General features: G+C 52.1%; 24 protein-coding genes and 1 pseudogene. 6 read left to right on the forward strand and 19 right to left on the reverse strand.

Features of this window, described 5'->3' with window-relative positions; genetic code table 11:
• Positions 1–43: 43 nt before the first annotated feature.
• From RY075_RS13140 to RY075_RS13150, 3 genes are read right to left on the reverse strand one after another with little or no spacing between them, the layout of a single operon-like run.
• A complete protein-coding gene (locus RY075_RS13140; protein WP_338627785.1) occupies positions 44–799 on the reverse strand; it encodes a terminase endonuclease subunit in 756 nt (251 codons plus the stop codon).
• A 3-nt stretch (positions 800–802) separates the two neighbouring features.
• A complete protein-coding gene (locus RY075_RS13145; RefSeq protein WP_338627786.1) occupies positions 803–1,870 on the reverse strand; it encodes a phage major capsid protein, P2 family in 1,068 nt (355 codons plus the stop codon).
• Positions 1,871–1,925: 55 nt separating this feature from the next.
• Positions 1,926–2,780, reverse strand: coding sequence for a GPO family capsid scaffolding protein (locus tag RY075_RS13150; RefSeq protein WP_338627787.1), 855 nt, complete (start codon positions 2,778–2,780; stop codon positions 1,926–1,928).
• A gap of 165 nt (positions 2,781–2,945) precedes the next feature.
• Here RY075_RS13150 and RY075_RS13155 point away from each other — a divergent pair, with 165 nt between their 5' ends.
• Positions 2,946–4,715, forward strand: a complete 1,770-nt coding sequence (locus RY075_RS13155) for a terminase ATPase subunit family protein (protein ID WP_338627788.1) — start codon at positions 2,946–2,948, stop codon at positions 4,713–4,715.
• Between the two features lies 1 nt (position 4,716).
• A pseudogene (locus RY075_RS13160) lies at positions 4,717–5,740 on the forward strand (phage portal protein).
• 326 nt (positions 5,741–6,066) lie between these two features.
• Here RY075_RS13160 and RY075_RS13165 read toward each other — a convergent pair.
• The 6 genes from RY075_RS13165 to RY075_RS13190 form a co-directional block, all read right to left on the reverse strand.
• Positions 6,067–7,011 carry a hypothetical protein gene (locus tag RY075_RS13165; RefSeq protein WP_062676511.1) on the reverse strand — a complete coding sequence of 315 codons (945 nt, stop codon included), beginning with the start codon at positions 7,009–7,011 and terminating at the stop codon, positions 6,067–6,069.
• 93 nt (positions 7,012–7,104) lie between these two features.
• Positions 7,105–9,393, reverse strand: coding sequence for a replication endonuclease (locus tag RY075_RS13170; protein ID WP_338627789.1), 2,289 nt, complete (start codon positions 9,391–9,393; stop codon positions 7,105–7,107).
• Between the two features lies 1 nt (position 9,394).
• Positions 9,395–9,658, reverse strand: a complete 264-nt coding sequence (locus RY075_RS13175; protein WP_338627790.1) for a DUF5405 family protein — start codon at positions 9,656–9,658, stop codon at positions 9,395–9,397.
• A gap of 31 nt (positions 9,659–9,689) precedes the next feature.
• Positions 9,690–9,899: a DUF2732 family protein gene (locus tag RY075_RS13180; RefSeq protein ID WP_338627791.1), complete on the reverse strand. Its 210-nt coding sequence runs from the start codon at positions 9,897–9,899 to the stop codon at positions 9,690–9,692.
• A gap of 66 nt (positions 9,900–9,965) precedes the next feature.
• Positions 9,966–10,466 (reverse strand): hypothetical protein, encoded by a 501-nt coding sequence (locus tag RY075_RS13185; RefSeq protein WP_029883441.1) that lies wholly within the window; start codon positions 10,464–10,466, stop codon positions 9,966–9,968.
• Positions 10,467–10,632: 166 nt separating this feature from the next.
• Complete coding sequence (locus tag RY075_RS13190) at positions 10,633–10,908, reverse strand: regulatory phage cox family protein (protein ID WP_059354248.1); 276 nt, start codon at positions 10,906–10,908, stop codon at positions 10,633–10,635.
• 124 nt (positions 10,909–11,032) lie between these two features.
• Here RY075_RS13190 and RY075_RS13195 point away from each other — a divergent pair, with 124 nt between their 5' ends.
• Together RY075_RS13195 and RY075_RS13200 are read left to right on the forward strand one after the other, a co-directional pair.
• Entirely contained in the window at positions 11,033–11,332 is a 300-nt protein-coding gene (locus RY075_RS13195) for a helix-turn-helix transcriptional regulator (protein WP_063444014.1), read from the forward strand.
• 96 nt (positions 11,333–11,428) lie between these two features.
• Complete coding sequence (locus tag RY075_RS13200) at positions 11,429–12,439, forward strand: tyrosine-type recombinase/integrase (protein WP_338627792.1); 1,011 nt, start codon at positions 11,429–11,431, stop codon at positions 12,437–12,439.
• Positions 12,440–12,549: 110 nt separating this feature from the next.
• Here the strand turns inward: RY075_RS13200 and leuE are convergent, their stop codons facing one another.
• The 3 genes from leuE to RY075_RS13215 all read right to left on the reverse strand — a co-directional run bounded on the left by leuE (position 12,550) and on the right by RY075_RS13215 (position 14,095).
• Positions 12,550–13,185, reverse strand: coding sequence for a leucine efflux protein LeuE (gene leuE, locus RY075_RS13205; protein WP_006810877.1), 636 nt, complete (start codon positions 13,183–13,185; stop codon positions 12,550–12,552).
• A gap of 67 nt (positions 13,186–13,252) precedes the next feature.
• A complete protein-coding gene (locus RY075_RS13210) occupies positions 13,253–13,663 on the reverse strand; it encodes an Exc2 family lipoprotein (RefSeq protein WP_045336469.1) in 411 nt (136 codons plus the stop codon).
• A 258-nt stretch (positions 13,664–13,921) separates the two neighbouring features.
• Positions 13,922–14,095: a YciY family protein gene (locus RY075_RS13215; protein ID WP_017384232.1), complete on the reverse strand. Its 174-nt coding sequence runs from the start codon at positions 14,093–14,095 to the stop codon at positions 13,922–13,924.
• Positions 14,096–14,238: 143 nt separating this feature from the next.
• On the opposite strand from RY075_RS13215, the gene cls reads away from it, so the two are divergent.
• A complete protein-coding gene (gene cls, locus RY075_RS13220; protein ID WP_003856750.1) occupies positions 14,239–15,699 on the forward strand; it encodes a cardiolipin synthase in 1,461 nt (486 codons plus the stop codon).
• A gap of 33 nt (positions 15,700–15,732) precedes the next feature.
• Positions 15,733–16,062 (forward strand): HI1450 family dsDNA-mimic protein, encoded by a 330-nt coding sequence (locus tag RY075_RS13225; protein ID WP_006810881.1) that lies wholly within the window; start codon positions 15,733–15,735, stop codon positions 16,060–16,062.
• Between the two features lie 31 nt (positions 16,063–16,093).
• Here the strand turns inward: RY075_RS13225 and RY075_RS13230 are convergent, their stop codons facing one another.
• From RY075_RS13230 to RY075_RS13260, 7 genes are all read right to left on the reverse strand, one after another.
• Complete coding sequence (locus RY075_RS13230) at positions 16,094–16,930, reverse strand: ion transporter (protein ID WP_109948571.1); 837 nt, start codon at positions 16,928–16,930, stop codon at positions 16,094–16,096.
• Positions 16,931–16,975: 45 nt separating this feature from the next.
• The gene (gene oppF / locus RY075_RS13235) at positions 16,976–17,980 is read right to left on the reverse strand and encodes a murein tripeptide/oligopeptide ABC transporter ATP-binding protein OppF (protein WP_003856743.1); all 1,005 of its coding nucleotides are present in this window, start codon (positions 17,978–17,980) and stop codon (positions 16,976–16,978) included.
• Positions 17,977–18,990, reverse strand: a complete 1,014-nt coding sequence (locus RY075_RS13240) for an ABC transporter ATP-binding protein (protein WP_003856742.1) — start codon at positions 18,988–18,990, stop codon at positions 17,977–17,979. The genes oppF and RY075_RS13240 overlap by 4 nt, the downstream gene beginning before the upstream one ends.
• A gap of 11 nt (positions 18,991–19,001) precedes the next feature.
• Positions 19,002–19,910 carry an oligopeptide ABC transporter permease OppC gene (gene oppC / locus RY075_RS13245; RefSeq protein WP_015570372.1) on the reverse strand — a complete coding sequence of 303 codons (909 nt, stop codon included), beginning with the start codon at positions 19,908–19,910 and terminating at the stop codon, positions 19,002–19,004.
• 12 nt (positions 19,911–19,922) lie between these two features.
• Complete coding sequence (gene oppB, locus RY075_RS13250) at positions 19,923–20,843, reverse strand: oligopeptide ABC transporter permease OppB (RefSeq protein ID WP_003856738.1); 921 nt, start codon at positions 20,841–20,843, stop codon at positions 19,923–19,925.
• 82 nt (positions 20,844–20,925) lie between these two features.
• Positions 20,926–22,557 carry an oligopeptide ABC transporter substrate-binding protein OppA gene (gene oppA / locus RY075_RS13255; protein ID WP_003856736.1) on the reverse strand — a complete coding sequence of 544 codons (1,632 nt, stop codon included), beginning with the start codon at positions 22,555–22,557 and terminating at the stop codon, positions 20,926–20,928.
• Positions 22,558–23,325: 768 nt separating this feature from the next.
• A complete protein-coding gene (locus RY075_RS13260) occupies positions 23,326–23,973 on the reverse strand; it encodes a YchE family NAAT transporter (protein ID WP_017384236.1) in 648 nt (215 codons plus the stop codon).
• Between the last annotated feature and the right edge of the window lie 136 nt (positions 23,974–24,109).

The raw sequence follows: 24,109 nt of genomic DNA on the forward strand, positions 1-24,109 counted from the left end.
CCCGCATTTACCGGCGTGCCGCCCGGCTCGGGGGAGCGCTCGTTTAACCTGCGGCTTTTGCCGCCTTTGGTGGACGCCCGCGCCGTGCCGCCGGTTTGGCGGCAGGCTTGCGCGTGCGCGGTTGAGTCGTTTTCGTTTTCGGTGCCGGTTCGGTTTTTGGCCTGAGCTGTCGCTCTAACTGCTCGATATCCTTTTTCACCCCGATAGTGCTTTCTAACTGGATCGCACGCTGCAGGTGCGCCAGCGCCTCCGGCAGTTGCTCCGCATAACGCAGCACGTAGCCGGTGATTTTGTGCAGCTTCGCACGCACGATATCGGGCATATCCGCGCGTTCAGTCAGCGCGATAGTGTCGAGCAGGTTCGCCAGATTGACCGGCTGTTTTGCCGTCAGCAGGCGTTGCGCGGCCAGTGCCACTTCTTCGGCCAGCAGGCACGGCGTCGGACGGCGACCGACCGGCATGGTGAGGCCGTAGGTCATGGCGTAACGGCCGATTTCCAGCGCCCCGGCGATATCATCAGCATCGAGACGCCAGAGCATCACCGTCATGACAATGTCATCCTGTGCGCCTTTGCCGTTTTCGAGGACGCCAGCGACCCACGGCAGGTAGAACGGCAGCAGCTCGCGCTTTTTCGCGGCTTTGCGCTCTTTAGAGCTGATTTGTTTTAGCGTGCGGTTGTCTGCGGCCAGCTTAACGAGCATCTGCTCATAGGCAGTTGCATTGCGCAGCGGGACGGCAGCCCGCTGCGCTGTTTCAGAGGCCGAGACCCGCATCATGTGACGCGCTGCGGGACTCGTCATGGCTTACTCCCCGCTTTCCGGTGCTGCAGGTGCGGTGAAGTCACCGAGCTTGATGTTTTCAATCAGGCACCCGGCGGCGTAAGCCTCGACCACGTAGTCAACATTCATTGACTCGTAGTTTTCGACGCGGTCTTTCTTAGGTTCTTCGATGATGGCGCGGCGGTGTGCGTCATCCATGAAGTAAATCGACAGGTTGTCGAGGCGCGTCACCATCAGGGCATTAGCCGGGAAGTACGGCACGCGCACGGCTGGCAGGTTGCCGATTCGCTTCTGACTGATGATGATGTCAGCGGCCAGCGACTCGGTGTTTGCCTGCTCCTGATTAACGATAGGGAAATATTTATCCGCCATCAGCTTACGCCCGGTGATGACAACCAGCTCCGGGTCGTCCTGATAAATCTCGTCAATCAGGTTGCCGGTGGCATCCATGACCAGCGCGTCGAGGTTCGCATAGTCGCCGTTTTTACCCACGCGGATCAATTCAGAAATCACCGTCCCTTCCTCGTCGGTAATTTTTGACATCACGCGCGCTGGCGCTTCATTGCGGTACTTCTGCAGCCAGCCGGTCGCCACGTCCTGCAGCATCGGATTCTTTTTGCGGTCGGACGTCGCCGCGCGCTCGATGCCGTTGAATCCGGCCATGATGAAATCGAGCGACTGGCGCTTGATAATCGCGTCACGAATGCGGGTCTGGAAGTCCTGGAATCGCGCCCACAGGTCGAGCTGTTTGTAGCGGATATGGAAGTCAAAGTTAATCTGCGCACACTCGTATTTGTTGGACTCCAGCGCGGTGAAATCAGCGGTTTTACGCTCATCGTCACCGGCGGTGTCGGCAGTGCTGGCAATCGTACCGTTAACGCCGACCCCGACTTTTTCGCCTTTCAGCTCGTCGACCGGCACGATGTTGACTTTGGTCAGAAACGCGGATGACATCTGCAGCGTGGTCATCAGGGTTTGCGTGACCGACGGCTCGACGGTGAATTTCTTCGCCACATCATCGGTGGAAACGCCGTTCAGCTCCGCAACGCGGGACAGGTAGGCATTGAATTTGAAGCGGGTATCTTTACGCATGGTTATTCCTGTTCAGGTAATAGGTATCAGGCCGGGCAGCACACCCGGCGGGTTATCAGCAGTTGGTCAGCAGCTCGTCGCCCGTACCACCTTTTGAAAGCTCGCGGCGCGGCTGGCGCTGGCTTTCGGTGTTATCGAGGGAGTTTTTAAGGTCGTTAAACGCCTGCGCGTTTTCTTCGGACTTGCTGGTCACGTCCTGCTTAAGCTTCGCCAGTTCGGTTTCCAGCTCGGTGACGCGCTGGTCGGTGGCGGTGAGGTTGGTTTGCACCAGCTCGGTGATGGTGGTGACAGCCTCATGCACATCAGCGAGACGTGCATCATCGCTGGCCTGTTTGCGGCTGAAGATGGCCTTAACCTTGTCGGTCAGGCTGTTGAGCATGGTGTCGGGAACGTCCTCAAATTCCAGCTCAGCCAGTGAGGCGACAGAAAAAACGTCGTCCGGCTGGTCTTTTTTACCGGCGAGCGGGTTCTGCGTAGCGCGGCTGCAGAATTCGAGGTATTCGGTGCCGAGGCTTGCCGGGTCATCGGTGACGGCCAGCCCGATGAGATAGCATTTACCGCTGTTCGAGAAATTCGGGCGGATTTCCATGGAGGTGTAAACTTTCTGCCCGGCACGCACCATGCTGACCAGCTCATCGAGCGGGGCAATTTTGGCAAACAACGCCTTTTTGCCGTTGAGCACAGAGTCATCGCTGATAATCTCCGCTTTCAACTCGGTCACATCGCCGTAGCGCTTAAACGGGCTGTCAGGCATCAGACCCCGGATATGTTCGAGGTTAATGCGGCAACCGTAGACGCGCGGGTCGAACGTGTCGGCCATTTCCTGAATATCATCGCCGCTGATGACGCGGCCATCGCAGGTGTCACCCTCGACGCCGATGCGAAACCATTTAGAAACTTTCTTTGCCATTCTTCAGGTGTCCTGATGTTGGGTTTTCGGGTCGGGGTTAGTTTCCCGACTCTGACCCGTATCAGCCACCGCTTACGATCCGATTAGATCCTACACAACAAGGGCTTAGCGATTAAGCGCGGTCATTTCCTTAGCCTTGCCTCGTAACATCAAAACGAGGTAAGCATGACCATTTCAACTGACCTTTCATTACACAATGACCCGCGACGACAGGCGCGGCTGTTGTACTGGCAGGGGTTCGCCGTGCCGCAAATCTGCGACATGCTGCAACTCAAGCGCCCCACGGTGCAGAGCTGGAAACAGCGTGATGGATGGGAGGAAACCGCGCCGATTAACCGCGTTGAGTCGACGTTAGAGGCGCGCCTCATCCAGCTTTACGCCAAGCCCGATCTGACGCCGCACGACTTTAAAGTCGCTGATTTTCTGTCGCGCCAGATGGAGCGGCTCGCGCGCGTTAACCGCTACGGCCAGACTGGAAACGAGGTGGATTTAAACCCCAATATCGCCAGCCGCAACAAAGGGGATCGCAAAAAGCCGAAACGTAATTATTTCAGCGAGGAGGCCATCGAAAAGCTGGAAGAGATTTTCTTCGACCAGTCGTTTGATTATCAGCTCAGGTGGCACAAAGCCGGTTTAGAGCACCGAATCCGCCACATCCTGAAATCGCGCCAGATTGGCGCAACGTTCTACTTTGCTCGCGAGTCACTACTGCGCGCCCTTAAGACCGGACAAAACCAGATATTTTTATCAGCCAGTAAAACGCAGGCTTACGTTTTCCGTAAATACATTATCGCCTTTGCACGTCTGGTCGACGTTGACCTGTCAGGTGACCCGATTGTCATCGGCAACAACGGTGCTGAACTGATTTTTCTCGGGACAAATTCCAACACTGCGCAGAGCCACAACGGCGACCTGTACGTCGATGAAATTTTCTGGATACCCAATTTCCAGAAGCTGCGCAAAGTCGCCTCGGGCATGGCCTCGCAGTCACACCTGCGCACCACCTATTTTTCGACGCCGTCGACGCTGGCGCACGGCGCTTACCCGTTCTGGTCAGGCGAGCTGTTTAACCGGGGACGCAGTAACCGCGACGAACGTGTCGACATCGATATCAGTCATCAGGCGCTTGCCGGGGGCATGTTATGCGGGGACGGCCAGTGGCGGCAGATTGTCACCATTGAGGACGCGCTCGCCGGTGGCTGCACCCTGTTTAACCTCGACCAACTCAGACAGGAAAACAGCGCGGATGACTTCCGTAACCTGTTTATGTGCGAGTTCGTCGACGATAAAGCGTCGGTATTCCCGTTCGAGGAGCTGCAACGCTGCATGGTCGATGCGATGGAGGAATGGGAGGACTTCGAACCGTTTGCCGACCGTCCGTTTAACTGGCGTCCTGTCTGGATTGGCTATGACCCGTCACACACCGGCGACAGCGCAGGCTGTGCAGTGCTGGCTCCGCCGCTGGTTGCCGGTGGGAAGTTCCGCATCCTTGAGCGTCACCAATGGAAAGGCATGGACTTTGCCGCACAGGCCGAGGCTATCCGGGCACTGACCGAGAAATACACCGTCGACTATATTGGCATCGATGCGACCGGCATCGGGCAGGGTGTTTACCAGCTCGTACGCTCATTCTTCCCGGCAGCACGCGCCATCCGCTACACACCGGAAATGAAAACCGCGATGGTGCTGAAAGCCAAAGACACCATTCGCCGCGGGTGTCTGGAATATGACGCTGGGGCAAACGACATTACACAGTCATTTATGGCTATCCGCAAAACCATGACCAGCAGTGGCCGCAGCGCCACCTATGAAGCCAGCCGTAGTGAAGAGGCCAGCCACGCGGATATCGCGTGGGCGACCATGCACGCGCTGTTAAACGAGCCACTTTCCGCCGGTAGCGGTATGCATTCAACCTCGATTCTGGATATTAACTAAGATGAAAAAACGCCAAAAGAAACAGCCAAAACAGACCAACATGACCGCCAGCGCACAGCAGAAAATGGAGGCGTTCACCTTTGGTGAGCCGTCACCCGTTCTGGATCGCCGCGACATCCTCGACTATGTCGAGTGCATCAATAACGGCAAATGGTACGAGCCGCCGGTCAACTTCTCGGGACTGGCAAAGCCTGCGCGCCGCCGTACACCACAGCTCCCCGATTTACGTAAAGCGCAACATTCTGACGAGCACCTACATCCCTCACCCGTTGCTGTCACGTCAGGATTTCAGCCGCCTTGTGCTTGATTATCTTGTGTTTGCAAACGGCTACCTTGAAAAACGCATGAGCGTAACCGGCCAGCTCATGAAGCTGGAAACCTCACCAGCCAAATACACCCGCCGTGGCGTGGAAGATGGCGTTTACTGGTACGTGTCGAGCTTTACCCACCCGCACCAGTTCGCCCCCGGCTCGGTGTGCCATTTGCTGGAGCCCGACATCAATCAGGAGCTTTACGGGATGCCGGAATACCTGAGCGCGCTTAATTCCGCCTGGCTGAATGAATCCGCCACGCTGTTTCGTCGCAAGTATTACCAGAACGGCGCGCACGCAGGTTACATCATGTACGTCACCGACGCGGCGCAGAGCAGCACCGATGTCGAGGCGCTGCGCTCCGCGATGCGTGACTCTAAAGGGCTCGGGAATTTCAAAAACCTGTTTTTCTATGCCCCGAACGGGAAACCTGATGGCATCAAGATTGTGCCGCTGAGTGAAGTCGCCACGAAGGATGATTTCTTCAACATCAAAAAGGTGAGCGCCGCCGACCTGCTCGATGCGCACCGCGTACCGTTTCAGTTGATGGGCGGTAAACCTGAGAACATCGGCTCAATGGGGGATATCGAGAAGGTTGCGCGTGTGTTTGTGCGCAACGAGCTGACGCCGCTGCAGGAGCGGTTTAAAGAGATTAACGATTGGTTAGGAATGGAAGTGATCCGCTTTAAGGATTACAGCATCGAGACCGACTAAACCCGCCCCAAATGCCGCCTCCGGGCGGCACATCTTCAGAGCAAGCCAGACGCTGCACATACGACGCAAGCGCCCCGACATCACCTTGATCGACTTCACATCACAGCGCCACACCACGACGCGCACAGACGCGCAAAATAAATCCTGTCAACACGTCTGGCGCGCAGTGCTATCCCCGCCTCGCCTGCCCGCTTAACGAGTCGCTTTTAATGCAGGTGCATCAGGAGCCCCGAGCCGCGCCAGCACTGGCGCTCGCTGGCAAAATCTTAATTTAAAAACGAATGCAAACTCATGCATATGTTGCATGCATCAGTGATTTTTACTAATTACTTATTGCTGATACGATATCGATTAACATTCGGTATTGCCTCTATGACTTCTATATCGAGTTCTAAATACTGATAAATTGCTCGAGCTTTTGCACAAAACCGTTGATCTTGACTCATAACTGCATCGCAATAGGTAGCCATTGCCGTATGATTGGCATCGCTCATTATCCCCGGTAATTTTTTAATACTGTTAAGACCCTTATCAGGATGAAACCCTAAGAAATTAAGTACGGTATGACACCCGACAACCCCTAAATATCGAGGCCATTTTTCATAGCCTTGTTTATCGATAGGTTCAAAGCCATAAAACTGTTCAATTGTCATTCCGGGATATTTATTTCGCACAACCCCCCATATTAACTTTAAAGGATTATCATCAACTGATAGGTTACCAACCCTGCCCCTACCAATACCAATGCTGGTTCTTGAGTGATCTAAATGCTGTATTTCAAGCAATTGCCCTGTAGTGAGCACCTCAATATCTTTAACCACTTGATCTATACGAGATTCGATATCACTCGTCATTAGGTCATGTGGTGATAACAGAGAATAAAGGAATTCCCTTAATCTCACAGGATGCAATAGCATTTCATCCTGATTATTAGCCCCCGCTAATCGAGCTAAGAACTGCATTTGTAACTGGACAACATCGTCGATGGGCACTTCATTGATATGATCAAGCCATTGGCTGTAAAGCTCATGAGGATCACGAAATTCATAGAGGAATGCTCTCTCGGTAAGCATAAAATTCTTATCAAATTCGAGCTCTAACATTCTTGCCTTAAGATTTGCCAACACATCTAAAAATCGCATGTTTTTCGAACGTTTGATTTCATTAAAATTTTCATTCGAATAAACCCAAACCGTATCGTTTGGAACCTGCAATGTCATACGATTCTTGCTGAGAGCATCCAGTATATTGTGATCAAGGTAAATTCTCATAACACCCCTGCAGTTCGCCAAAGACAGTTTCGAAAAGTGATTTAGTTTATCAATTCAGGGGCAATTTGTATGGCTATCTGACATTACGCTGCGTCACACATCTAAGGATGTGAAACCCGGCCACTCTTCAGTGGCCACATATCTAATTTTTTTGTTGCCATAAAACACCGTCCCCTCGCGCGCCAGCACATCCAGCTCCCAACGTTCCGGGGTAATACCCTCCTGAGCCAAATCTAAACGAATTTTTGGTATGCGCTCGCGTTCTGCTTTGGTCATCCGGGCTGATGGCGCTTGTTCTGCAGCTTTAAGGGGCGTTGCGTTTCTTTGCTGACGATTTTTGCGAGATGCACCAGCTTTTAACGCGGCATTAAGTACCTTCATAGCGTCCGGCTCATTCCAGCTGATAACACCGCATTCAATCAGATTTAACACCGCTGCGGCTTGCTCAGACGGTGAGGGTGTCATAACTGGATCACCACCGTCGGTGAGCTTTCCACAGTTATTGACAGGACTCCGAGGCGCGGCAGAGCCGCTTTTTAAGGTCAAAGGCTCAACGGCCAAAACCTTTGGAACGATGCGCCATTCGGCTGTACGGGTTACATGGACACGATGAGCCCCGAGATGAGGGGCATAAATCCCGACAACCCTCTCGATATCTTCCTCGTATTCGTTGACCTCATCAGTCACCTTACGGGCGACCCTGACGGCCTGAGCATCACGCGGCATGTTTGCCCCACCCTGCGCGATGATGTACCGTTCAAAGTCCCCCTCATCTGCAGCAGCTCGCGCGGCCTCGACCCTATCGTCAAACTCGCAGGCAATACTCACCCCACGCGGCAGCTTGCGCAGTTCGCGGTAAGCGCCCATTGTCGGGAGGCCAATCGGTTTAAACTGAGGGATGCGCCATGTAGACGCCCATGCGGTTACGGCTGCAGCCGTGTCTTTCAGTGGCTTGCCGGTGTCGTGGTCGAGCTGGCCGTCGAGCGCGTAGCCGTCGATGTTTTTGGCAATGTATTTAGCGATGTAACCCGCCGCACCGCCCTGATTAAGATGACGGGACTCAAAGCGCTGTTTTGCCGCGCCCTTTTCGTGCCCGTCCTCTTTGAGGGCATAACGACGCATAATTTCGTTAATGGCTTTACGTTGACCGGGTTTGCAAAAAAGCATCATGTGCCAGTGTGGCGTGCCGTCGTGGTGCGGTTCGACAACGCGCATCCCGTAAACCTCTAAATCGTTATCTTTGAAAGCTGTACGCATCAGGCTCCAGATTCGGCATAGATAGCGCTGGCCGTCTTTTGGTGTGAATGCTGTTTCGTTCCAGCCATGATTGAGCTGCACCGTTTTGCTTTCACCTTTGCCAACCTGACGGGTCGGGTGATACTTCGATGGCGTGGTCAGCGTGATAAACATCCCCACGTCACCAACGCTGGTCGCGTAACGTTCAATCCCGGCGATAGTGTTCATCAGCTCCATGCGGCGTATTTCAGGGTTAGAAATACTCCCCATGACCTTACTGATGAGGTCGATACGTTCGCCAGTGACTTTGTTTTCCAGTTCGCAGGATTTAAGGTATTCGAGATTAGCAAGGCGGCGCGCGTGAACATCGCGGATCGCCATTTTGCTTGCGTAAGGTGAACGGTCTTTGTTTACCTCACCAGCAGCGATGAGCAGCGCCTCGCGCCAGCGCATCCGCTGTGCCTTAAGCTGATTAACCCACCATTCATCTTTAATCAGTCGTGAAATAGCGGAAAATGCCTGTCGGATCGTTATCTGACCCTTACGGTATTTTTTCCAGTACATCGGGGTGAGGTTGAAAGCGCGCGCTACACCGGCAACCTTCCCGTATAAATGCGCCTGCGCCTCATCAGTGAAAAGGGTTTCTTTGCCGCCGTGAGCGTGCGCCCATGCGTCACTTAACTCTTCATACCTGCTCCAGAGCTGAGAGGCTATTCTGGAGGCAAATTTCCTGAGCTCTTTGTCGTTCATATCTGGCAGGCGAGCATATTCATCCCGAGCTGACAGAAAACCAATCGAGGCGGATTCATTCATCCCGCACAGCTCATTAACACGCTCAAGACGTGGCAGCAGCTTGCGCTCAAACGTGTTTTTAAGGAAATACAGCCCACCTAACGGGCTCTTTTTACGGCGGATGAAGTTATAACGCGATGTAAACAGCGTTTGCAGGAAAAACGGCAGACGGTCAATCCGGTTTAAAACACCTTGCACCTGACGGAGTTCGGCACGTGTAAGGGGTCTGTCGCGGCCAATGGCCTCTTTAGTGACGTTATTCCAGGGATAAGCACCAACGAATGAATCACTGGTGCCCTTCAAAAATGGTGGTGGTGGCGAGGGGGCAATACGCCCCCGAGATTCGATGGACATACTATTTAAAGGCGTCCAGACATTGCTTCCCCAGACGTTCAATTCGAGCTTCCAAAGCTGAGAAGCCAATAAGATCGCTGGTCAACAGGTCATGCAATACCAGGCCTGAGATAAGCTTAGGGATAGTCGGGTAGTAACCGACAACGTCCAGCCAATCCTTGCCTTTGTTCTTCCCGGATGTTGCGGTCTTCTTCTCCTGCAAAATGAATTGATAGCGGTCACTGGTGATGATGTACTGGTTATTAATCTCGATGCGTATGCTCATTCTGGCTTCCTTTTAAAAGTGGTTAGCCTGCTCAATCGAAAATTGAGTTGTGCAAATTTGCCGACTCCTGACCTAATAACTCGATAATCTGGGTACGATTGAGCTCAGACTTGCTGATATGCGCGATAAGCCCGTCAAATCGAGAAGAGAAACGTGTCGCGAGGTCGCGCTGTGCTTCGTTTACTGCCTGCTCCAGGAGAGCGGAAAATATGCCATCTGGTACTGTGTTTTGTGTTTGCATTTGCCTATCTCCAGACAAAAGGAGTCCCCACGCTGTAAGGCGCGTAATAAAACGAATCCAGATTAATTAATGTAAATACTGCTCAGGTTTTACCGAGGTTAAAATGGTAGGTGCGTACTCAAAAAGGCTAAACAGCTCTCGCAGCGCGCGGAAAAGTTTGTCGCGCCAATAACAGCCCTCTTCATTCAAACGCCAGTGCGGCATCATAAATTCCTGCTCTGTCAGTCCCGCATGAAGAAACAGTGATCGCCTTTGGCTAACGGTCAGGCGGCTGATGAAAGTTGCTTTCGACACGCCAAGTTGGCGGTGCCGGGCGAATGCATTTCTCAATTCATCAAGCGCGCAAACAAGACGCTCACGATCGGCTTCGGTCATTTCCTCTAAGCGCATGACAGAGTGACGCTGTTTTAATTGAGCGTGGAAACAAACCGTAAGACGCTCCCGCTCCATCATCTGATTGTAAAAATCGCAAGTGTCCTGCCAGCGAGGCTGAGCCAGATACTTGCAGACCAGACCGCGAAGCGCTGTTGGTTGTTTCTGGATCACGTCCAGTGTCATTACCGTCATAACCACAGTCCTCTCTTTTTGACCAGACGGCGAATCTTCTCGATAACGCCCGGCTTACGGGTACGGATGATTATGCCCTTGCGTCCACGACCGTGAGTGATAGTGAAGTTGGTAGGTTTAGGACTTTCTCTTCGAAGCAACTGTGCAATACAGCGAGGTTCATTCTTCATACTGGCTCCCCTAATCCGAGCCACATCAGCCAACCGTCTCTAATTTCCTTCGGGCGGCTGTCATAGGCCATCTTCATGCCCTTGTTCCATGCTGGCAGGTAAACCCAATATTCCCCTGCGCGCCCACTCGTTGACTGCGGATCAGTCATCTCGACTACAGGCAGCTTGCCCTTCTCAATCATGCCTTTAACTGCTGCGGGTGTTTTACCAATAAGCCGGGCAAATTCCTGATATGGAACCGCATCTGTTCTGCTTACAAGCTGGTTAGTCATCTGCTACGATTCTCCTTTAGTGTGATTAATTGCTCTAAATAGGGTTTAGTTGCTCTAAAAGGTGATTCATCTATCGACCAGTTAAATCTACGATAGGTGATAATGTTCAACTATAGGTGATTTTATGTCAATACAGATCCATGAAAAAATCAAGCTGATAAGAGAGTCAGAAAGGTTAAATAGGCGACAATTCAGTGAGTTAACTGGAATCGTTTACGGTTCTTTTTGTAGTTATGAAGCCGGTGACAAAAAGCCGGGAGTCGAACAAATCATGAAAATCCTCCAGCATCCGCGCTTCACGAAATACACCATGTGGTTTATGACTGATCAAATAACACCCGAAGCTGGGCAGATTGCACCGGCTCTCGCGCACTTTGGGCAGCAGACAACAACGTCACCCCACTCAGACCAGAAAACTGGCTAACCATTTACGGCGATTTTTTGTGCAGCAAATGCACAGTGAGTTTTTGCTATTTAAATCAGGAAATTGAAGTACGCTGTAACATCATCGGGAGGCTTTATGTCTGTTAAAAAGCTCGATGATGGTCGATATGAAGTGGACATTAGACCGAGCGGGCGTAACGGAAAACGCATCCGTCGGAAGTTCGACAAGAAAAGCGAGGCGATGGCTTTTGAAAAGCACACTCAATATAACCATCACTCAAAGGAATGGCTCTCAAAACCAACGGACAAACGCCAATTGTCAGAACTGAAAGAGTTGTGGTGGAAGCTGAAAGGTAAACATGAGGAGCACGGTCAATCGTATCTCAGGAAAATTGAGCGTTTCGAAACGATGACCGGTAACCCATGCGCTTTCCAGATCACCAAGAGCCTGATAACGCAATATTGTGCTCAACGCCGGGCTGAAGGTATTAAGCCAACTACCATCAACCGCGACCTGATTACATTAGGTGGGATGTTTACTACCCTGATTGAGTCAGAAATGTATAACGGCGAGCATCCGTTTAGGGGGTTCAAAAAACTGAAAGAGCAGACTGCCGAAACGGGCTATCTCACTCTTGAGGAAATTGACGCCTTACTGGCAGCGCTATCAGGAGATAATCGTAAAATTGCCATCTTGTGTCTGAGTACCGGGGCAAGATGGGGTGAGGCTGCAAGGCTGAAAGCGGAGAACGTGATTCATAACCGGGTGTCTTTCGTTAAGACGAAAACCAACACACCGCGCACGGTCCCGATCTCTGATGACGTTGCGGCTTACGTAGTCGGCAAAGCACGAGGCTTTCTGTTTCCTGAGGCCAGTTATGCTGAATTCAGGCGAATCCTCAAAGAAGTTAAGCCCGACTTACCGGCGGGGCAAGCAACACATGCGCTACGACACTCTTTCGCCACGCACTTTATGATTAACGGGGGCAATATCATCACACTGCAGAGGATCTTAGGTCATACGAAAATTGCGCAGACAATGGTCTATGCGCACTTCGCTCCTCAGTACCTGCAGGACGCGATTTCGCTTAACCCGCTGAAGGGTGCTAATGGTGGTCAGAGTGTCCACAATGTGTCCACACCCTAGCCGCTTTTTATGGCTTTTGACTGCTAGTAGTAAAACGTGAAGCCTTATCTGGCGCGGCTTTCCAGCTACGCCAGACATTAAAAAGGCTCCCTCAGGAGCCTTTTCTTTATTCAGTGCAGCGACGCCAGCCTCGCCGCAAATCCGACAAACAGCAGGCCTATCAGCCCGTTCCCCAGCTTCGCCAGTTTCTTTTTGGTTTTCAGGTAACGCGTGACAAACGCGCCTGAGAAAATCAGGAAGCTCATGTACATGAAGCTGATCAGCTCAAGCGTTGTGGCGAGGATCAGGAACGACGTGCCGGTATTCTTCGCATTGACATCAATGAACTGCACGAAGAACGACACGTAAAAGAGAATCGCTTTCGGGTTCGTCAGGCTCAGCACCAGCGAACGCTTAAGGATTGCGCTTGCCGGTTCGGCGCTACTTTCGTGCGCATTTTTTTGACGCGTCATAACGGACCAGAGCATTTTCCCGCCCAGCCACAGCAGATAAAACGCGCCCAGATAGCGGACAATATTAAATAATACCGGAGTGGTCTGAATCAACGCGGCGACGCCCGCCCAGGCCAGAAACATCAGCACGGCATCACCAATAAACACACCGGTGGCTGCCAGATAGCCTTTCTTAACGCCGTGGCCAATCCCTGTTTTCAGCACAAACAAGGTGTTCGGTCCTGGAACCAGCACGATAAAAAATGCGCCGACAACATAGGTCCAGAAATTCAGTACACCAAACTCCGCAAACACGTCTCACTCCTTTCGCTCAAAAACAGCGGGGATACCGGTAATTACGGTATCCCCTGAATCAGTTGCGCTATTGTACGCCGTTATAGCCATCAAGATAAGTCGCGGCCAGTTCGTTGCCAAATAATATGGCGTCTTTACTGTCCATGTCCGATGACCATTTATCCTTCGTGTTGCCTGCGAACAATTCCTGCGACTTCGCATTTTCTTTTAGCTGATCGCGAATGCTTTGTGCGTATTCACTGGCTTCAACCTGAGTCCGCCCTTCCGCGCGGTCAGCTTTGCCGCGGGCATAAAGCTCGCGGAACTGCGCCACGTTCAGCTGATAATTTTTCTGCACGCTGGAGGTGTAATTGCCGCCAGTAAAGCTGGACTGATGCGACACGAAATAAAACGCGTGCCGTTCGGGTGAGGTTTTGCTGCTGGCACAACCGCTTAATATCGCAATCCCAAAGAGTGCTGCCATTACTTTTCCGTTCATCCTTTGTTCCTTTAATAAAGCCAATGTATTCCGCATGCGAAAACATAATCTGCCAATGAGGAAAATGACGAAAGTCCTAAATCTTCCCTGAGCGCATCCAGCGCCAAAAGTACAATAAAAATCCAGAGATAAGGATTCATCTTTTAATATCATGACGTTAAGGGGACTCAGTATATCGCGGAAAGCAGATGGGAAGAGACTGCAAAAATTGATAGTCTGGATGTTTAATGGGCACCTTTACGGTGCCCTTCATGCTTTTCAGATGTCCTGGACCGCGAACAACAGCGCGTTACGGTGTCTGTTCAGGCCACATTTTCTGATGGCGTGGATACGCATATTGCGGCGGGATTGTGCTTCCAGCCAACGAGCCTTACGACGACTCACCTGTCGCAACATGCGCCAGCGCCCAACTTCAGTTCTACTGCGCTTCATGTCTACAACTCTTTCTCTAACAGAGATGCCATTATATGCCTAAGCAGACGGCAAACCAGCGCTTTTATCTGCCGTTTTTATTTGCCAGATGAATCTTGATGCGTAAACTCATAACAATACGCTTTCAAAAGGATTTTTTATTTATGACAACCTTCTACACCGTGGTGAGTTGGCTGGTCATTTTAGGATACTGGCTGTTAATTGCCGGGGTGACGTTGCGCATTCTGATGAAACGCAGAGCGGTACCTTCCGCCATGGCCTGGCTTCTGATTATCTATATTCTGCCGCTGGTGGGCATCATCGCCTATCTCTCTTTCGGTGAACTTCATCTGGGTAAACGCCGCGCCGAACGCGCCCGCGCCATGTGGCCCTCCACTGCGAAATGGCTTGCCGACCTTAAAGCCTGCAAGCATATCTTCGCTGAAGAGAACAGCAGCGTGGCCGCATCTCTGTTCAAGCTGTGCGAACGCCGCCAGGGGATTGCTGGGGTAAAAGGCAATCAGCTGCAACTGATGACCTCTTCTGATGATGTGATGCAGGCGCTGATCCGTGATATCCAGCTCGCCCGGCATAATATCGAAATGGTGTTTTATATCTGGCAGCCGGGCGGCATGGCGGACCAGGTCGCCGAATCGCTAATGGCCGCTGCACGTCGCGGTATCCACTGCCGCCTGATGCTGGACTCCGCCGGCAGCGTGGCCTTTTTCCGTAGCCCGTGGGCAGGCATGATGCGCAACGCCGGTATCGAGGTGGTCGAGGCGCTGAAAGTGAATCTTTTCCGCGTCTTTCTGCGCCGCATGGATCTCCGCCAGCACCGGAAAATGGTTCTGATCGATAACTATATCGCCTACACCGGCAGCATGAACATGGTTGACCCCCGCTTCTTCAAGCAGGATTCCGGCGTGGGGCAATGGATCGATCTGATGGCGCGGATGGAGGGACCGATCGCGACCTCAATGGGCATCGTCTACTCCTGCGACTGGGAAATTGAAACCGGGAAACGCATTCTTCCCCCGCCGCCGGATGGCAATATCATGCCGTTTGAGGAAGCCAGCGGGCACACTATCCACACTATCGCATCCGGTCCTGGCTTCCCGGAAGATCTGATCCATCAGGCACTGCTGACCGCCGCCTACTCCGCGCGGGAATATCTGATCATGACCACGCCCTATTTCGTTCCCAGCGACGACCTTCTGCATGCCATCTGTACAGCGGCACAGCGCGGAGTGGATGTGAGCATTATTATGCCGCGCAAGAACGATTCGCTGCTGGTGGGATGGGCAAGCCGCGCGTTCTTTAGTGAGCTGCTGGCCGCAGGCGTTAAAATTTATCAGTTCGAAGGCGGGCTGTTACATACCAAGAGCGTGCTGGTGGACGGAGAGCTGAGCCTGGTGGGCACCGTTAACCTCGATATGCGCAGTCTATGGCTGAATTTTGAAATTACGCTGGTCATTGATGACGCCGGGTTCGGTGGCGATCTGGCAGCGGTTCAGGACGATTATATCTCCCGCTCACGCCTGCTGGACGCCAGACTGTGGGCGAAACGTCCGCTGTGGCAGCGAATTGCCGAACGACTGTTTTACTTCTTTAGCCCGTTGCTGTAAAACGTGCCCAACGATGTTTAACAGGTAGTCATCATGGAAATGGATCTGAACAATCGCCTGACCGAAGACGAAACGCTCGAACAGGCCTACGATATTTTTCTCGAGCTGGCGGTCGATAATCTCGACCCTGCTGACGTCATTCTTTTCAACCTGCAATTTGAAGAGCGTGGCGGTGCTGAGCTGTTCGATCCGTCTGAAGACTGGGCCGAACACGTCGATTTTGACCTCAACCCGGACTTCTTCGCAGAGGTGGTGATTGGCCTGGCAGATGAAGACGGCGGAGAAATTAACGACATCTTTGCCCGCGTCCTGCTGTGCCGCGAGAAAGATCACAAACTGTGCCATATTCTCTGGCGCGAATAATAAAAAAGGCTGCCCGCGCAGCCTTTTTTATTTAATCCGGTAAGGCATTTCCACAGCGGTGACAAAACCGCGCGCCGGGTTTATGATTCCCCTGCTGACAATTCGGACATTTGCGTTGCTGCTTGCTGTTCTGGAAGGCGCTGCTCATATGGGTGGTAATTAGCCCCGTTGGTATCGCTATAACTGAATAGCCGATCAGGATAAGAACCGATGCCACAATACGTCCGAGCGGCGTATGCGGGGTAATATCGCCATAGCCCACGGTGGTCACCGTGACGATAGCCCAGTAAACAGACGCATTAAGCGTGGTAAACCCGTATTTTGGCCCTTCGATTAAATACATCAGGGAGCCAAAAACGATCATCACGATAGCAATAAACGAATAGAAGAGAATCAGCTGGTGGCGAGCGCTGACAATGGCGACCCAAAAAACCCGCAGCGACGGCATAAAGCGCAGCAGTTTGAGAATTCGTAACACGCGAATCGCGCGCATTGCGCGCCAGGCAAACACATAATTCAGGCTGATCTCAGGCCACAGCCACATGACATACAGCGGCAGGATGGTGGCTAAATCAATAAATCCCCAGAAGCTGAAAACGTATTTCGCCGGATTTGGCCAGCTAATGACCCTCAGCACATATTCCGCGGTAAACACCAGCGTGACAATCAATTCCAGCCAGACGAAAACGTGCCACTCCTCATACGTCATATGGTACTGCGTTCCGGCGCCGGATTCGATAAAGATAATAATGACGCTAATCAGGGCAAATAAACCACACAGGCCTTCGAAACGGCGACCGGAAACCGTCTCAGGATCAAATAAAAGGTGATACAGCCGCTGACGGGCCGACGTGAATAATCGCGACACATTAACCTCGAAAAATAAGGGCTGACATCATGTCAGCCCTTGCGATTATAACGGGTCTACTTTCAGGCAGGAAACCGCATGTCGGAAACTGCCCTCCAGAACCGGCCGTGTTTTTGCACATTCCGGCCCGGCTATTGGGCATCGCGTACGGAATACGCAGCCTGAAGGCGGGTTGATTGGCGAAGGCAGTTCACCTTCCAGAAGCTGAATGGTTTTATTTTTTTCCAGATCGGGATCCGGAACGGGAACCGCAGACATCAGCGCTTTGGTATAAGGGTGCAGCGGATTGTGGTACACCTCATCATACGTACCCAGCTCAACGGCGTGGCCCAGATACATGACCAGCACACGGTCCGAAATGTGTTTTACCACCGCCAGATCGTGGGCGATGAAGATCAGCGACAGCCCCATTTCCCGTTGCAGTTTCTGTAGCAGGTTAACCACCTGGGCCTGGATGGAGACGTCCAGCGCCGAAACCGGTTCATCACAGATAATCAGTTTTGGTTCAAGGATCAACGCGCGTGCGATACCGATACGCTGGCACTGACCGCCGGAAAACTCATGTGGGTAGCGGTTTATGAGGTTAGGTAACAGACCCACCTTGAGCATCATCGCTTTCACCCGATCGCGAACTTCCTGGCGCGGCATCTTCGGATGATAGGTGCGCAGCGGCTCGGCAATGATTTCGCCAATGGTCATACGCGGGTTCAGGGACGCCAGCGGATCCTGGAAAATCATCTGGATGTCGCTGCGCACGTCGCGCCATTCATCCGGCTTCATCCCCAGCAGATCTTTGCCAAGCCAGGCCACTTTCCCGTCGGTGGCTTTCACCAGGCCGATGATCGCACGCGCAAATGTCGATTTGCCGCAGCCAGATTCACCCACCACGCCCAGGGTCTCCCCTTCGTACAGGCGTAGCGTGACGCCATCCACCGCTTTCAGGGTTTTGGCAGGCTGCCAGAACCACTGTTTACCGTCTTTGATATCGAAATGGACCTTCAGGTCAGCGATTTCGAGCAGCACATTTCTTTTTTCGTCGATTGCGTTCATACCAGCTCCTCCAGCGGCTTAAAGCAGGCGCGCAGACGGCCAGGGACAAACGCTTCCAGCGGCGGTGCGCTGTTACAGATTTCCATCGCATGCGGACAACGCGGCTGGAACGGACAGCCTTTTGGCAGACGCAGCAGGTTTGGCGGGTTACCCGGGATAGTCAGCAGCGACTCCCCTTCCGCATCAAGGCGCGGTACGGCATTCAGCAACCCGATAGAGTACGGATGGGCTGGCTGGTAGAACACATCGCGGGCATTACCGTATTCCATCGTGCGACCTGCATACATGACTAACACTTTGTCGCAGATCCCGGCAACGACGCCTAAATCGTGGGTGATCATGATGATGGCGGTGTTGAACTCGCGCTTCAGCTCGTTCAGCAACGTCATGATCTGCGCCTGGACGGTCACGTCCAGAGCGGTGGTCGGTTCATCAGCGATCAGCAGTTTTGGCCGACAAAGCAATGCCATCGCGATCATGACGCGCTGGCGCATACCGCCGGAGAATTCGTGCGGATACATGCGCATGCGCTTACGTGCCTCAGGCATTTTCACCGCATCCAGCATTTTGACGGACTCTTCAAACGCTTCGGCTTTACCCAGCCCCTTGTGGAGCATCAGCACTTCCATCAGCTGTTCGCCCACACGCATATAGGGGTTCAGGGACGTCATCGGGTCCTGGAAAATCATTGAAATCTGCTCGGCGCGCAGCTTATTCAGCTCATGTTCCGGCAAATTCAGGATCTCTTTTCCGTTAAACGTCGCCGAACCACCGATCACGCCGTTTGATGCCAGCAGGCCCATCAGCGCGAATGCGGTCTGGGATTTACCGGAACCGGATTCGCCCACAATGCCCAGCGTTTCACCGGCACGCAGGTCGAAGTTGAGATCGTTAACGGCAGTAACATCACCGTCGGGGGTTTTAAACGTCACGCGGAGGTCTTTAACGTCCAGCAGTGCGCTGGTCCGCTGTTGCGCCTGTGGCGCGGTTGCCGTTTCAATAATAGTCATGACGGCGCTCCTTAACGGTCTTTCGGGTCGAGGGCATCACGCAGGCCATCGCCGATAAAGTTGAAACAGAACAGGGTGACGACCAGGAAGCCCGCCGGATACAGCAGTAACCACGGTGACACTTCCATGGAGTTTGCGCCATCACTTAACAGAGCGCCCCAGCTACTCAGCGGCTCTTGCGTACCTAATCCCAGGAAGCTCAGGAAAGATTCAAACAGGATCATACTTGGCACCAACAGGGAGGCGTATACCACCACCACGCCCAGCACGTTAGGAACGATATGACGCACCACAATATTGGCGGTAGAAACGCCACCAACCTGTGCGGCTTCGATAAACTCCTTACGTTTGAGGCTCAGCGTCTGGCCGCGCACAATACGCGCCATATCCAGCCAGGACACCATCCCGATCGCCACGAAGATCAGCAGGATATTTTGACCAAAGAAGGTCACCAGCAGAATGACGAAGAACATGAACGGGAAGGAGTTCAGGATTTCAAGCATACGCATCATCACGGAGTCCACTTTCCCGCCGAGGTATCCGGAAAGCGAACCGTAAAGCGTGCCGACGATCACCGCCACCAGCGCCGCCGCGATGCCAACCATCAGGGAGATACGGCCGCCAATCGCCACACGCACCAGCAAATCACGCCCGGAGGAGTCAGTGCCGAAATAGTGCCCGGATTCCATATCCGGCGCGCTGGACATCATGCCCCAGTCCGTATCGAAATAGGTGAACTGAGAGAGCATTGGCGCCAGGGTGACAAACAGCGCAATAAGCACCAGCACGACCAGGCTGGCAACGGCGGCACGGTTATGCATAAAACGACGGCGGGCGTCCTGCCAAAGGCTACGACCTTCAACCTCCAGCTTTTCACTGAAGTTTTCCAGCGCCTCGCTGTTTTTCTTACTCAACATCATGGCGTGCTCCAGTTAGTAACGGATTTTAGGGTCGATAACGGCATACAGCACATCGACAACGGCATTAAACAGAATGGTCAGCGCGCCCACGAGGATCGTCAGGCTCAGCACCAGCGAATAGTCACGGTTAAGCGCCCCGTTAACAAACAGCTGCCCGATACCCGGCAGGCCATAAATGGTTTCAATCACCATTGAACCGGTGATAATGCCGACGAAAGCAGGCCCCATATAGGAGAGTACCGGTAACAGTGCAGGCTTGAGGGCATGACGGAAAATAATCCGGCGCATCGGCAGCCCTTTCGCACGGGCGGTACGGATGAAGTTCGAATGCAGGACTTCAATCATTGAACCGCGGGTAATACGGGCGATACTGGCGATGTAGGCCAGAGATAATGCCACCATCGGCAATATCATGAACTTCAGCGCCCCGCCGTTCCAGCCGCCTCCGGGAAGCCATTTCAGGGTTATGGCGAATATCATGACCAGCAACGGCGCAACAACGAAGCTGGGGATAACCACCCCGGTCATTGCGACCCCCATTACGGCGTAATCCCATCGGGTATTTTGTTTAAGCGCGGCGATAACGCCCGCAGTGACACCGAGAACAACGGCCAGGATAAATGCAGCAGCTCCTAATTTAGCCGATACCGGGAAGCTGGACGCCACCAGGTCGTTAACGGAATAGTCTTTATATTTAAATGACGGACCAAAATCACCGTGTGCAAGCTGCTTCAGATAGTTGAAGTACTGCGTGGTGATAGGATCGTTTAAATGGTATTTCGCTTCGATGTTGGCCATAACTTCTGGCGGAAGCGTGCGTTCACCGGTAAAAGGACTGCCCGGTGCAAGACGCATCATGAAGAAGGAAATTGTAATTAGAATAAATAACGTTGGAATCGCTTCAAGACAGCGACGCAGGATAAATTTCAACATTGCCCGTACCTTCTGGCGTGTGCCTGATGAATGTTACAAAATAGACACAGTGGGGCAAGCTCGCTCGCCCCACGTATTGCCATTAATGCTTGATAATATAAAGATTCTTAACGGAAATATTATCCAACGGGTCTTTACCGGTATAACCCCCTACCCATGGTTTCACCAGGCGGGCGTTAACGTAGTAGTAAACCGGAACGATCGCAGAGTCTTTATCGAGCTGTTGTTCTGATTTGGCGTACAGATCGGCGCGCTGGGCGTCATCTGCCACCTTCAGGGTTTCGCCAATAAGCTTATCAAACGCCGGGCTCTTATAGTGTGCGGTGTTGTTCGAACTGTCGCTCAGCATGGTGTTCAGGAATGAGGTCGGTTCGTTATAGTCCGCACACCATCCTGCACGTGCCACGTCAAAGGTTCCCTGGTGGCGCGTATCGAGGAAGGTCTTCCATTCCTGGTTTTCCAGCTTCACGTTCACGCCGAGGTTTTTCTTCCAGATAGACGCGACGGCAATAGCCAGTTTTTTATGCAGATCAGAGGTGTTGTACAGCAGGCTAAAGGTCAGCGGCTTGTCGGCGGTATAGCCAGCTTCAGCCAGCAGTTTTTTCGCTTCTTCGTTACGTTTTTCCTGGGACCATTTGAACCATTCAGGTTCAACCAGCTTCATACCGTCGGTGTAAGGCGGGGTGTAGCTGTAAGCCGGCAGGTCGCCCTGATTCTTCACTTTATTCACGATAATGTCGCGATCCAGAGCCAGCTTCAGTGCGGTACGAACACGTACGTCGGTGAACGGTGCTTTCTGGTTGTTAATTTCGTAATAGTAGGTGCACAGATACGGATCGACGTGAACTTCTTTCGGGATCTCTTTTTTCAGCTTCTGGAACAGTTCAATCGGCATGTTGTTATAGGTCATGTCGATTTCACCACTGCGGTAGCGGTTTACGTCCGTCACTTCAGAAGAGATTGGCAGGTAGGTGACCTGATTGATAACGGTCTTCGCATTATCCCAATACTGCGGGTTGCGCTCCAGCACCATACGTTCGTTAACGACCCAGTCCTTCAGCTTATATGCACCGTTGGTCACGATATTCGCAGGCTGCGTCCATTTTTCACCAAATTTTTCTACCGCGGATTTTGGTACCGGGGAGACGGACGGGTGAACCAGCAGCTTATAGAAGTACGGAACAGGTTCGCTCAACGTCACTTCAAAGGTATTGGCATCGATGGCTTTTACGCCCAGGTCGGTTACTGGCTTTTTACCCGTGATGATGTCATCGATATTGGCAATATGGCCATACTGGAGGTAACTCGCATACGGGGAGGCGGTATTTGGATCCGCCAGACGCTGCCAGCTATAGACGAAATCTTCGGCGGTAACCGGCGTACCGTCGGACCATTTGGCATCTTTACGCAGATGGAAGGTCCAGACTTTAAAATCTTTGTTGTCCCATTTTTCCGCCACGCCCGGAGCCGGGTGGCCGTCTACGTCAGTCACCAGCAGACCTTCAAACAGATCGCGGTTAACGTTAGACTCTGGAACACCTTCAATTTTGTGCGGATCAAGAGACTGCACTTCCGCACCGTTATTACGTACCAGCGTTTGCTTCTCAGCCAGCTGAACACCAGCAGGAACGTCCGCAGCCATTGCAGCGTTGCCCGCGATTAGCGCAGTTAAAATCCCCGCCGCTACCAGACTTTTTTTTGTGATGATGGACATTGTGTTGATACTCCACTCATTATAATGACTGGCCTTCGCCAGTTGTGTAATCCCCTGTTGGGGCCTGTACAGCGCAGGAGTTTTTTTTGCTACTGTCAGGTTCTTTTTTACTTCTTGCTATCACCGACTTCATTATTACTGACCGCTCGAACGGCGGTCTTGCGTCGATTCTTTACACCTTTCCCCTGTCAGAGAGATGCGTTGGATATCTTACGTGAGGGCTATATGAAAATAGTTCTCATTAACTTGTTTAATGCTGCAAAATATAAGGCCGGAAAGTACCAAATGGTGCCAACTCTCGCCAATACATTTTGCAAATTTGTTAAGCATTTCTCTTTTACGATGGCTGGCATAACTAAGGCGCTAACCCTGACTTACGCCGAAATCAACAAAAAGAGATATAATTCATACAGATAAGAAATTTTGTTGCTACAAACGCGACGACATGGATTAGTTGAACGACTTTTCACGATAATTTAACAATTGATTATTATTTAGCACATTCGTCTGAGTCAGCATCGAAATTACTAATATCATTTCGGTTATCTGTCAGCAAGCCCCAGAGTATCATGTGAGTAAAATAACAGAGGGTTTGAGGGATTTATGCGCGGCAAGGGGAAATGAAAATAAACAACCTCTTGAAAAACAACAAAAGAGAGTTATTAGTAGAACTTATTATGGCTGGCGCCTATTTCAACTTTATTTATATGATTTGCAGATAATCACGTAAAAAAACGGAGCCGCTGGCTCCGCTCTTTCAAATGAAAGTCAGTGTACTAACCCGGGGAAAATACTTTTTATACCGGTAACGATAAATTCGATGCCCAACGCCATTAACAACAGACCCATGATACGGGTAATCACGTTGATGCCCGTTTGTCCCAGCAAGCGAACCAGCCATGGCGCCATACGAAATACGCCCCAGCAGCACAGCGCGAACAGCGCAATGGCGACGGAAAAGCCAATCAGGTGCATCAGGCTGTGGTAGCGCGTACCCCAGACAATGGTGGAACTGATCGCCCCCGGGCCCGCCATCAGCGGCAGTGCCAGTGGCACAACCCCAATGCTCTCGCGGATAGCTGTCTCTGATTTTTCCTGTTTGTTCTGTTTATCCTCCCCCAGCTTGCCGCTGATCATCGACATGGCAATCGTCACCACCAGGATCCCGCCTGCTATACGGAACGAATCAATCGAGATGCCGAAGACCTGAAGAATGGCGTCCCCGAGATAAAGAGACGTAAGTAGGATGATCGCCACCGACAGGTTTGCCGTCAGGTTGGTTTTATTTCGTGCCGCAGCCGTCTGATAGCTGGTCATACTGATGAAGACAGGGATGATCCCTACCGGGTTAACCAGAGCAAACAAGCCGATAAAAAACTTGAAATATGTAGGGAAATCAAAGAGCGTTTGAATCACATTAAGCTCCGCAATTGAGCATGTCCAGGGAGAAACTGCGTGTCATGATAAATCCGCGCTGAAGATACGCTTTTTAGCCGCACACTTCACCAGAAATCTGTTCTTAAACGTTATCAATTCATGATGTTAAACATTT

This window comes from Enterobacter sp. JJBC (genome assembly GCF_036936505.1).
Classification (GTDB): domain Bacteria; phylum Pseudomonadota; class Gammaproteobacteria; order Enterobacterales; family Enterobacteriaceae; genus Enterobacter; species Enterobacter hormaechei_C.

Bases quoted from the DNA above. Each gene is read 5' to 3' on its own strand.
- oppA (WP_003856736.1), bottom strand. From the start codon at position 22,557: ATGTCCATCATCACAAAAAAAAGTCTGGTAGCGGCGGGGATTTTAACT.
- RY075_RS13165 (WP_062676511.1), bottom strand. From the start codon at position 7,011: ATGAGAATTTACCTTGATCACAATATACTGGATGCTCTCAGCAAGAAT.
- RY075_RS13140 (WP_338627785.1), bottom strand. From the start codon at position 799: ATGACGAGTCCCGCAGCGCGTCACATGATGCGGGTCTCGGCCTCTGAA.
- RY075_RS13195 (WP_063444014.1), top strand. From the start codon at position 11,033: ATGTCAATACAGATCCATGAAAAAATCAAGCTGATAAGAGAGTCAGAA.
- RY075_RS13180 (WP_338627791.1), bottom strand. From the start codon at position 9,899: ATGCAAACACAAAACACAGTACCAGATGGCATATTTTCCGCTCTCCTG.
- oppB (WP_003856738.1), bottom strand. From the start codon at position 20,843: ATGTTGAAATTTATCCTGCGTCGCTGTCTTGAAGCGATTCCAACGTTA.
- RY075_RS13200 (WP_338627792.1), top strand. From the start codon at position 11,429: ATGTCTGTTAAAAAGCTCGATGATGGTCGATATGAAGTGGACATTAGA.
- oppC (WP_015570372.1), bottom strand. From the start codon at position 19,910: ATGATGTTGAGTAAGAAAAACAGCGAGGCGCTGGAAAACTTCAGTGAA.
- RY075_RS13215 (WP_017384232.1), bottom strand. From the start codon at position 14,095: ATGAAGCGCAGTAGAACTGAAGTTGGGCGCTGGCGCATGTTGCGACAG.
- cls (WP_003856750.1), top strand. From the start codon at position 14,239: ATGACAACCTTCTACACCGTGGTGAGTTGGCTGGTCATTTTAGGATAC.
- RY075_RS13240 (WP_003856742.1), bottom strand. From the start codon at position 18,990: ATGACTATTATTGAAACGGCAACCGCGCCACAGGCGCAACAGCGGACC.
- RY075_RS13150 (WP_338627787.1), bottom strand. From the start codon at position 2,780: ATGGCAAAGAAAGTTTCTAAATGGTTTCGCATCGGCGTCGAGGGTGAC.
- RY075_RS13145 (WP_338627786.1), bottom strand. From the start codon at position 1,870: ATGCGTAAAGATACCCGCTTCAAATTCAATGCCTACCTGTCCCGCGTT.
- RY075_RS13210 (WP_045336469.1), bottom strand. From the start codon at position 13,663: ATGAACGGAAAAGTAATGGCAGCACTCTTTGGGATTGCGATATTAAGC.
- RY075_RS13155 (WP_338627788.1), top strand. From the start codon at position 2,946: ATGACCATTTCAACTGACCTTTCATTACACAATGACCCGCGACGACAG.
- RY075_RS13175 (WP_338627790.1), bottom strand. From the start codon at position 9,658: ATGAGCATACGCATCGAGATTAATAACCAGTACATCATCACCAGTGAC.
- RY075_RS13170 (WP_338627789.1), bottom strand. From the start codon at position 9,393: ATGTCCATCGAATCTCGGGGGCGTATTGCCCCCTCGCCACCACCACCA.
- RY075_RS13225 (WP_006810881.1), top strand. From the start codon at position 15,733: ATGGAAATGGATCTGAACAATCGCCTGACCGAAGACGAAACGCTCGAA.
- RY075_RS13190 (WP_059354248.1), bottom strand. From the start codon at position 10,908: ATGACTAACCAGCTTGTAAGCAGAACAGATGCGGTTCCATATCAGGAA.
- RY075_RS13185 (WP_029883441.1), bottom strand. From the start codon at position 10,466: ATGACGGTAATGACACTGGACGTGATCCAGAAACAACCAACAGCGCTT.
- oppF (WP_003856743.1), bottom strand. From the start codon at position 17,980: ATGAACGCAATCGACGAAAAAAGAAATGTGCTGCTCGAAATCGCTGAC.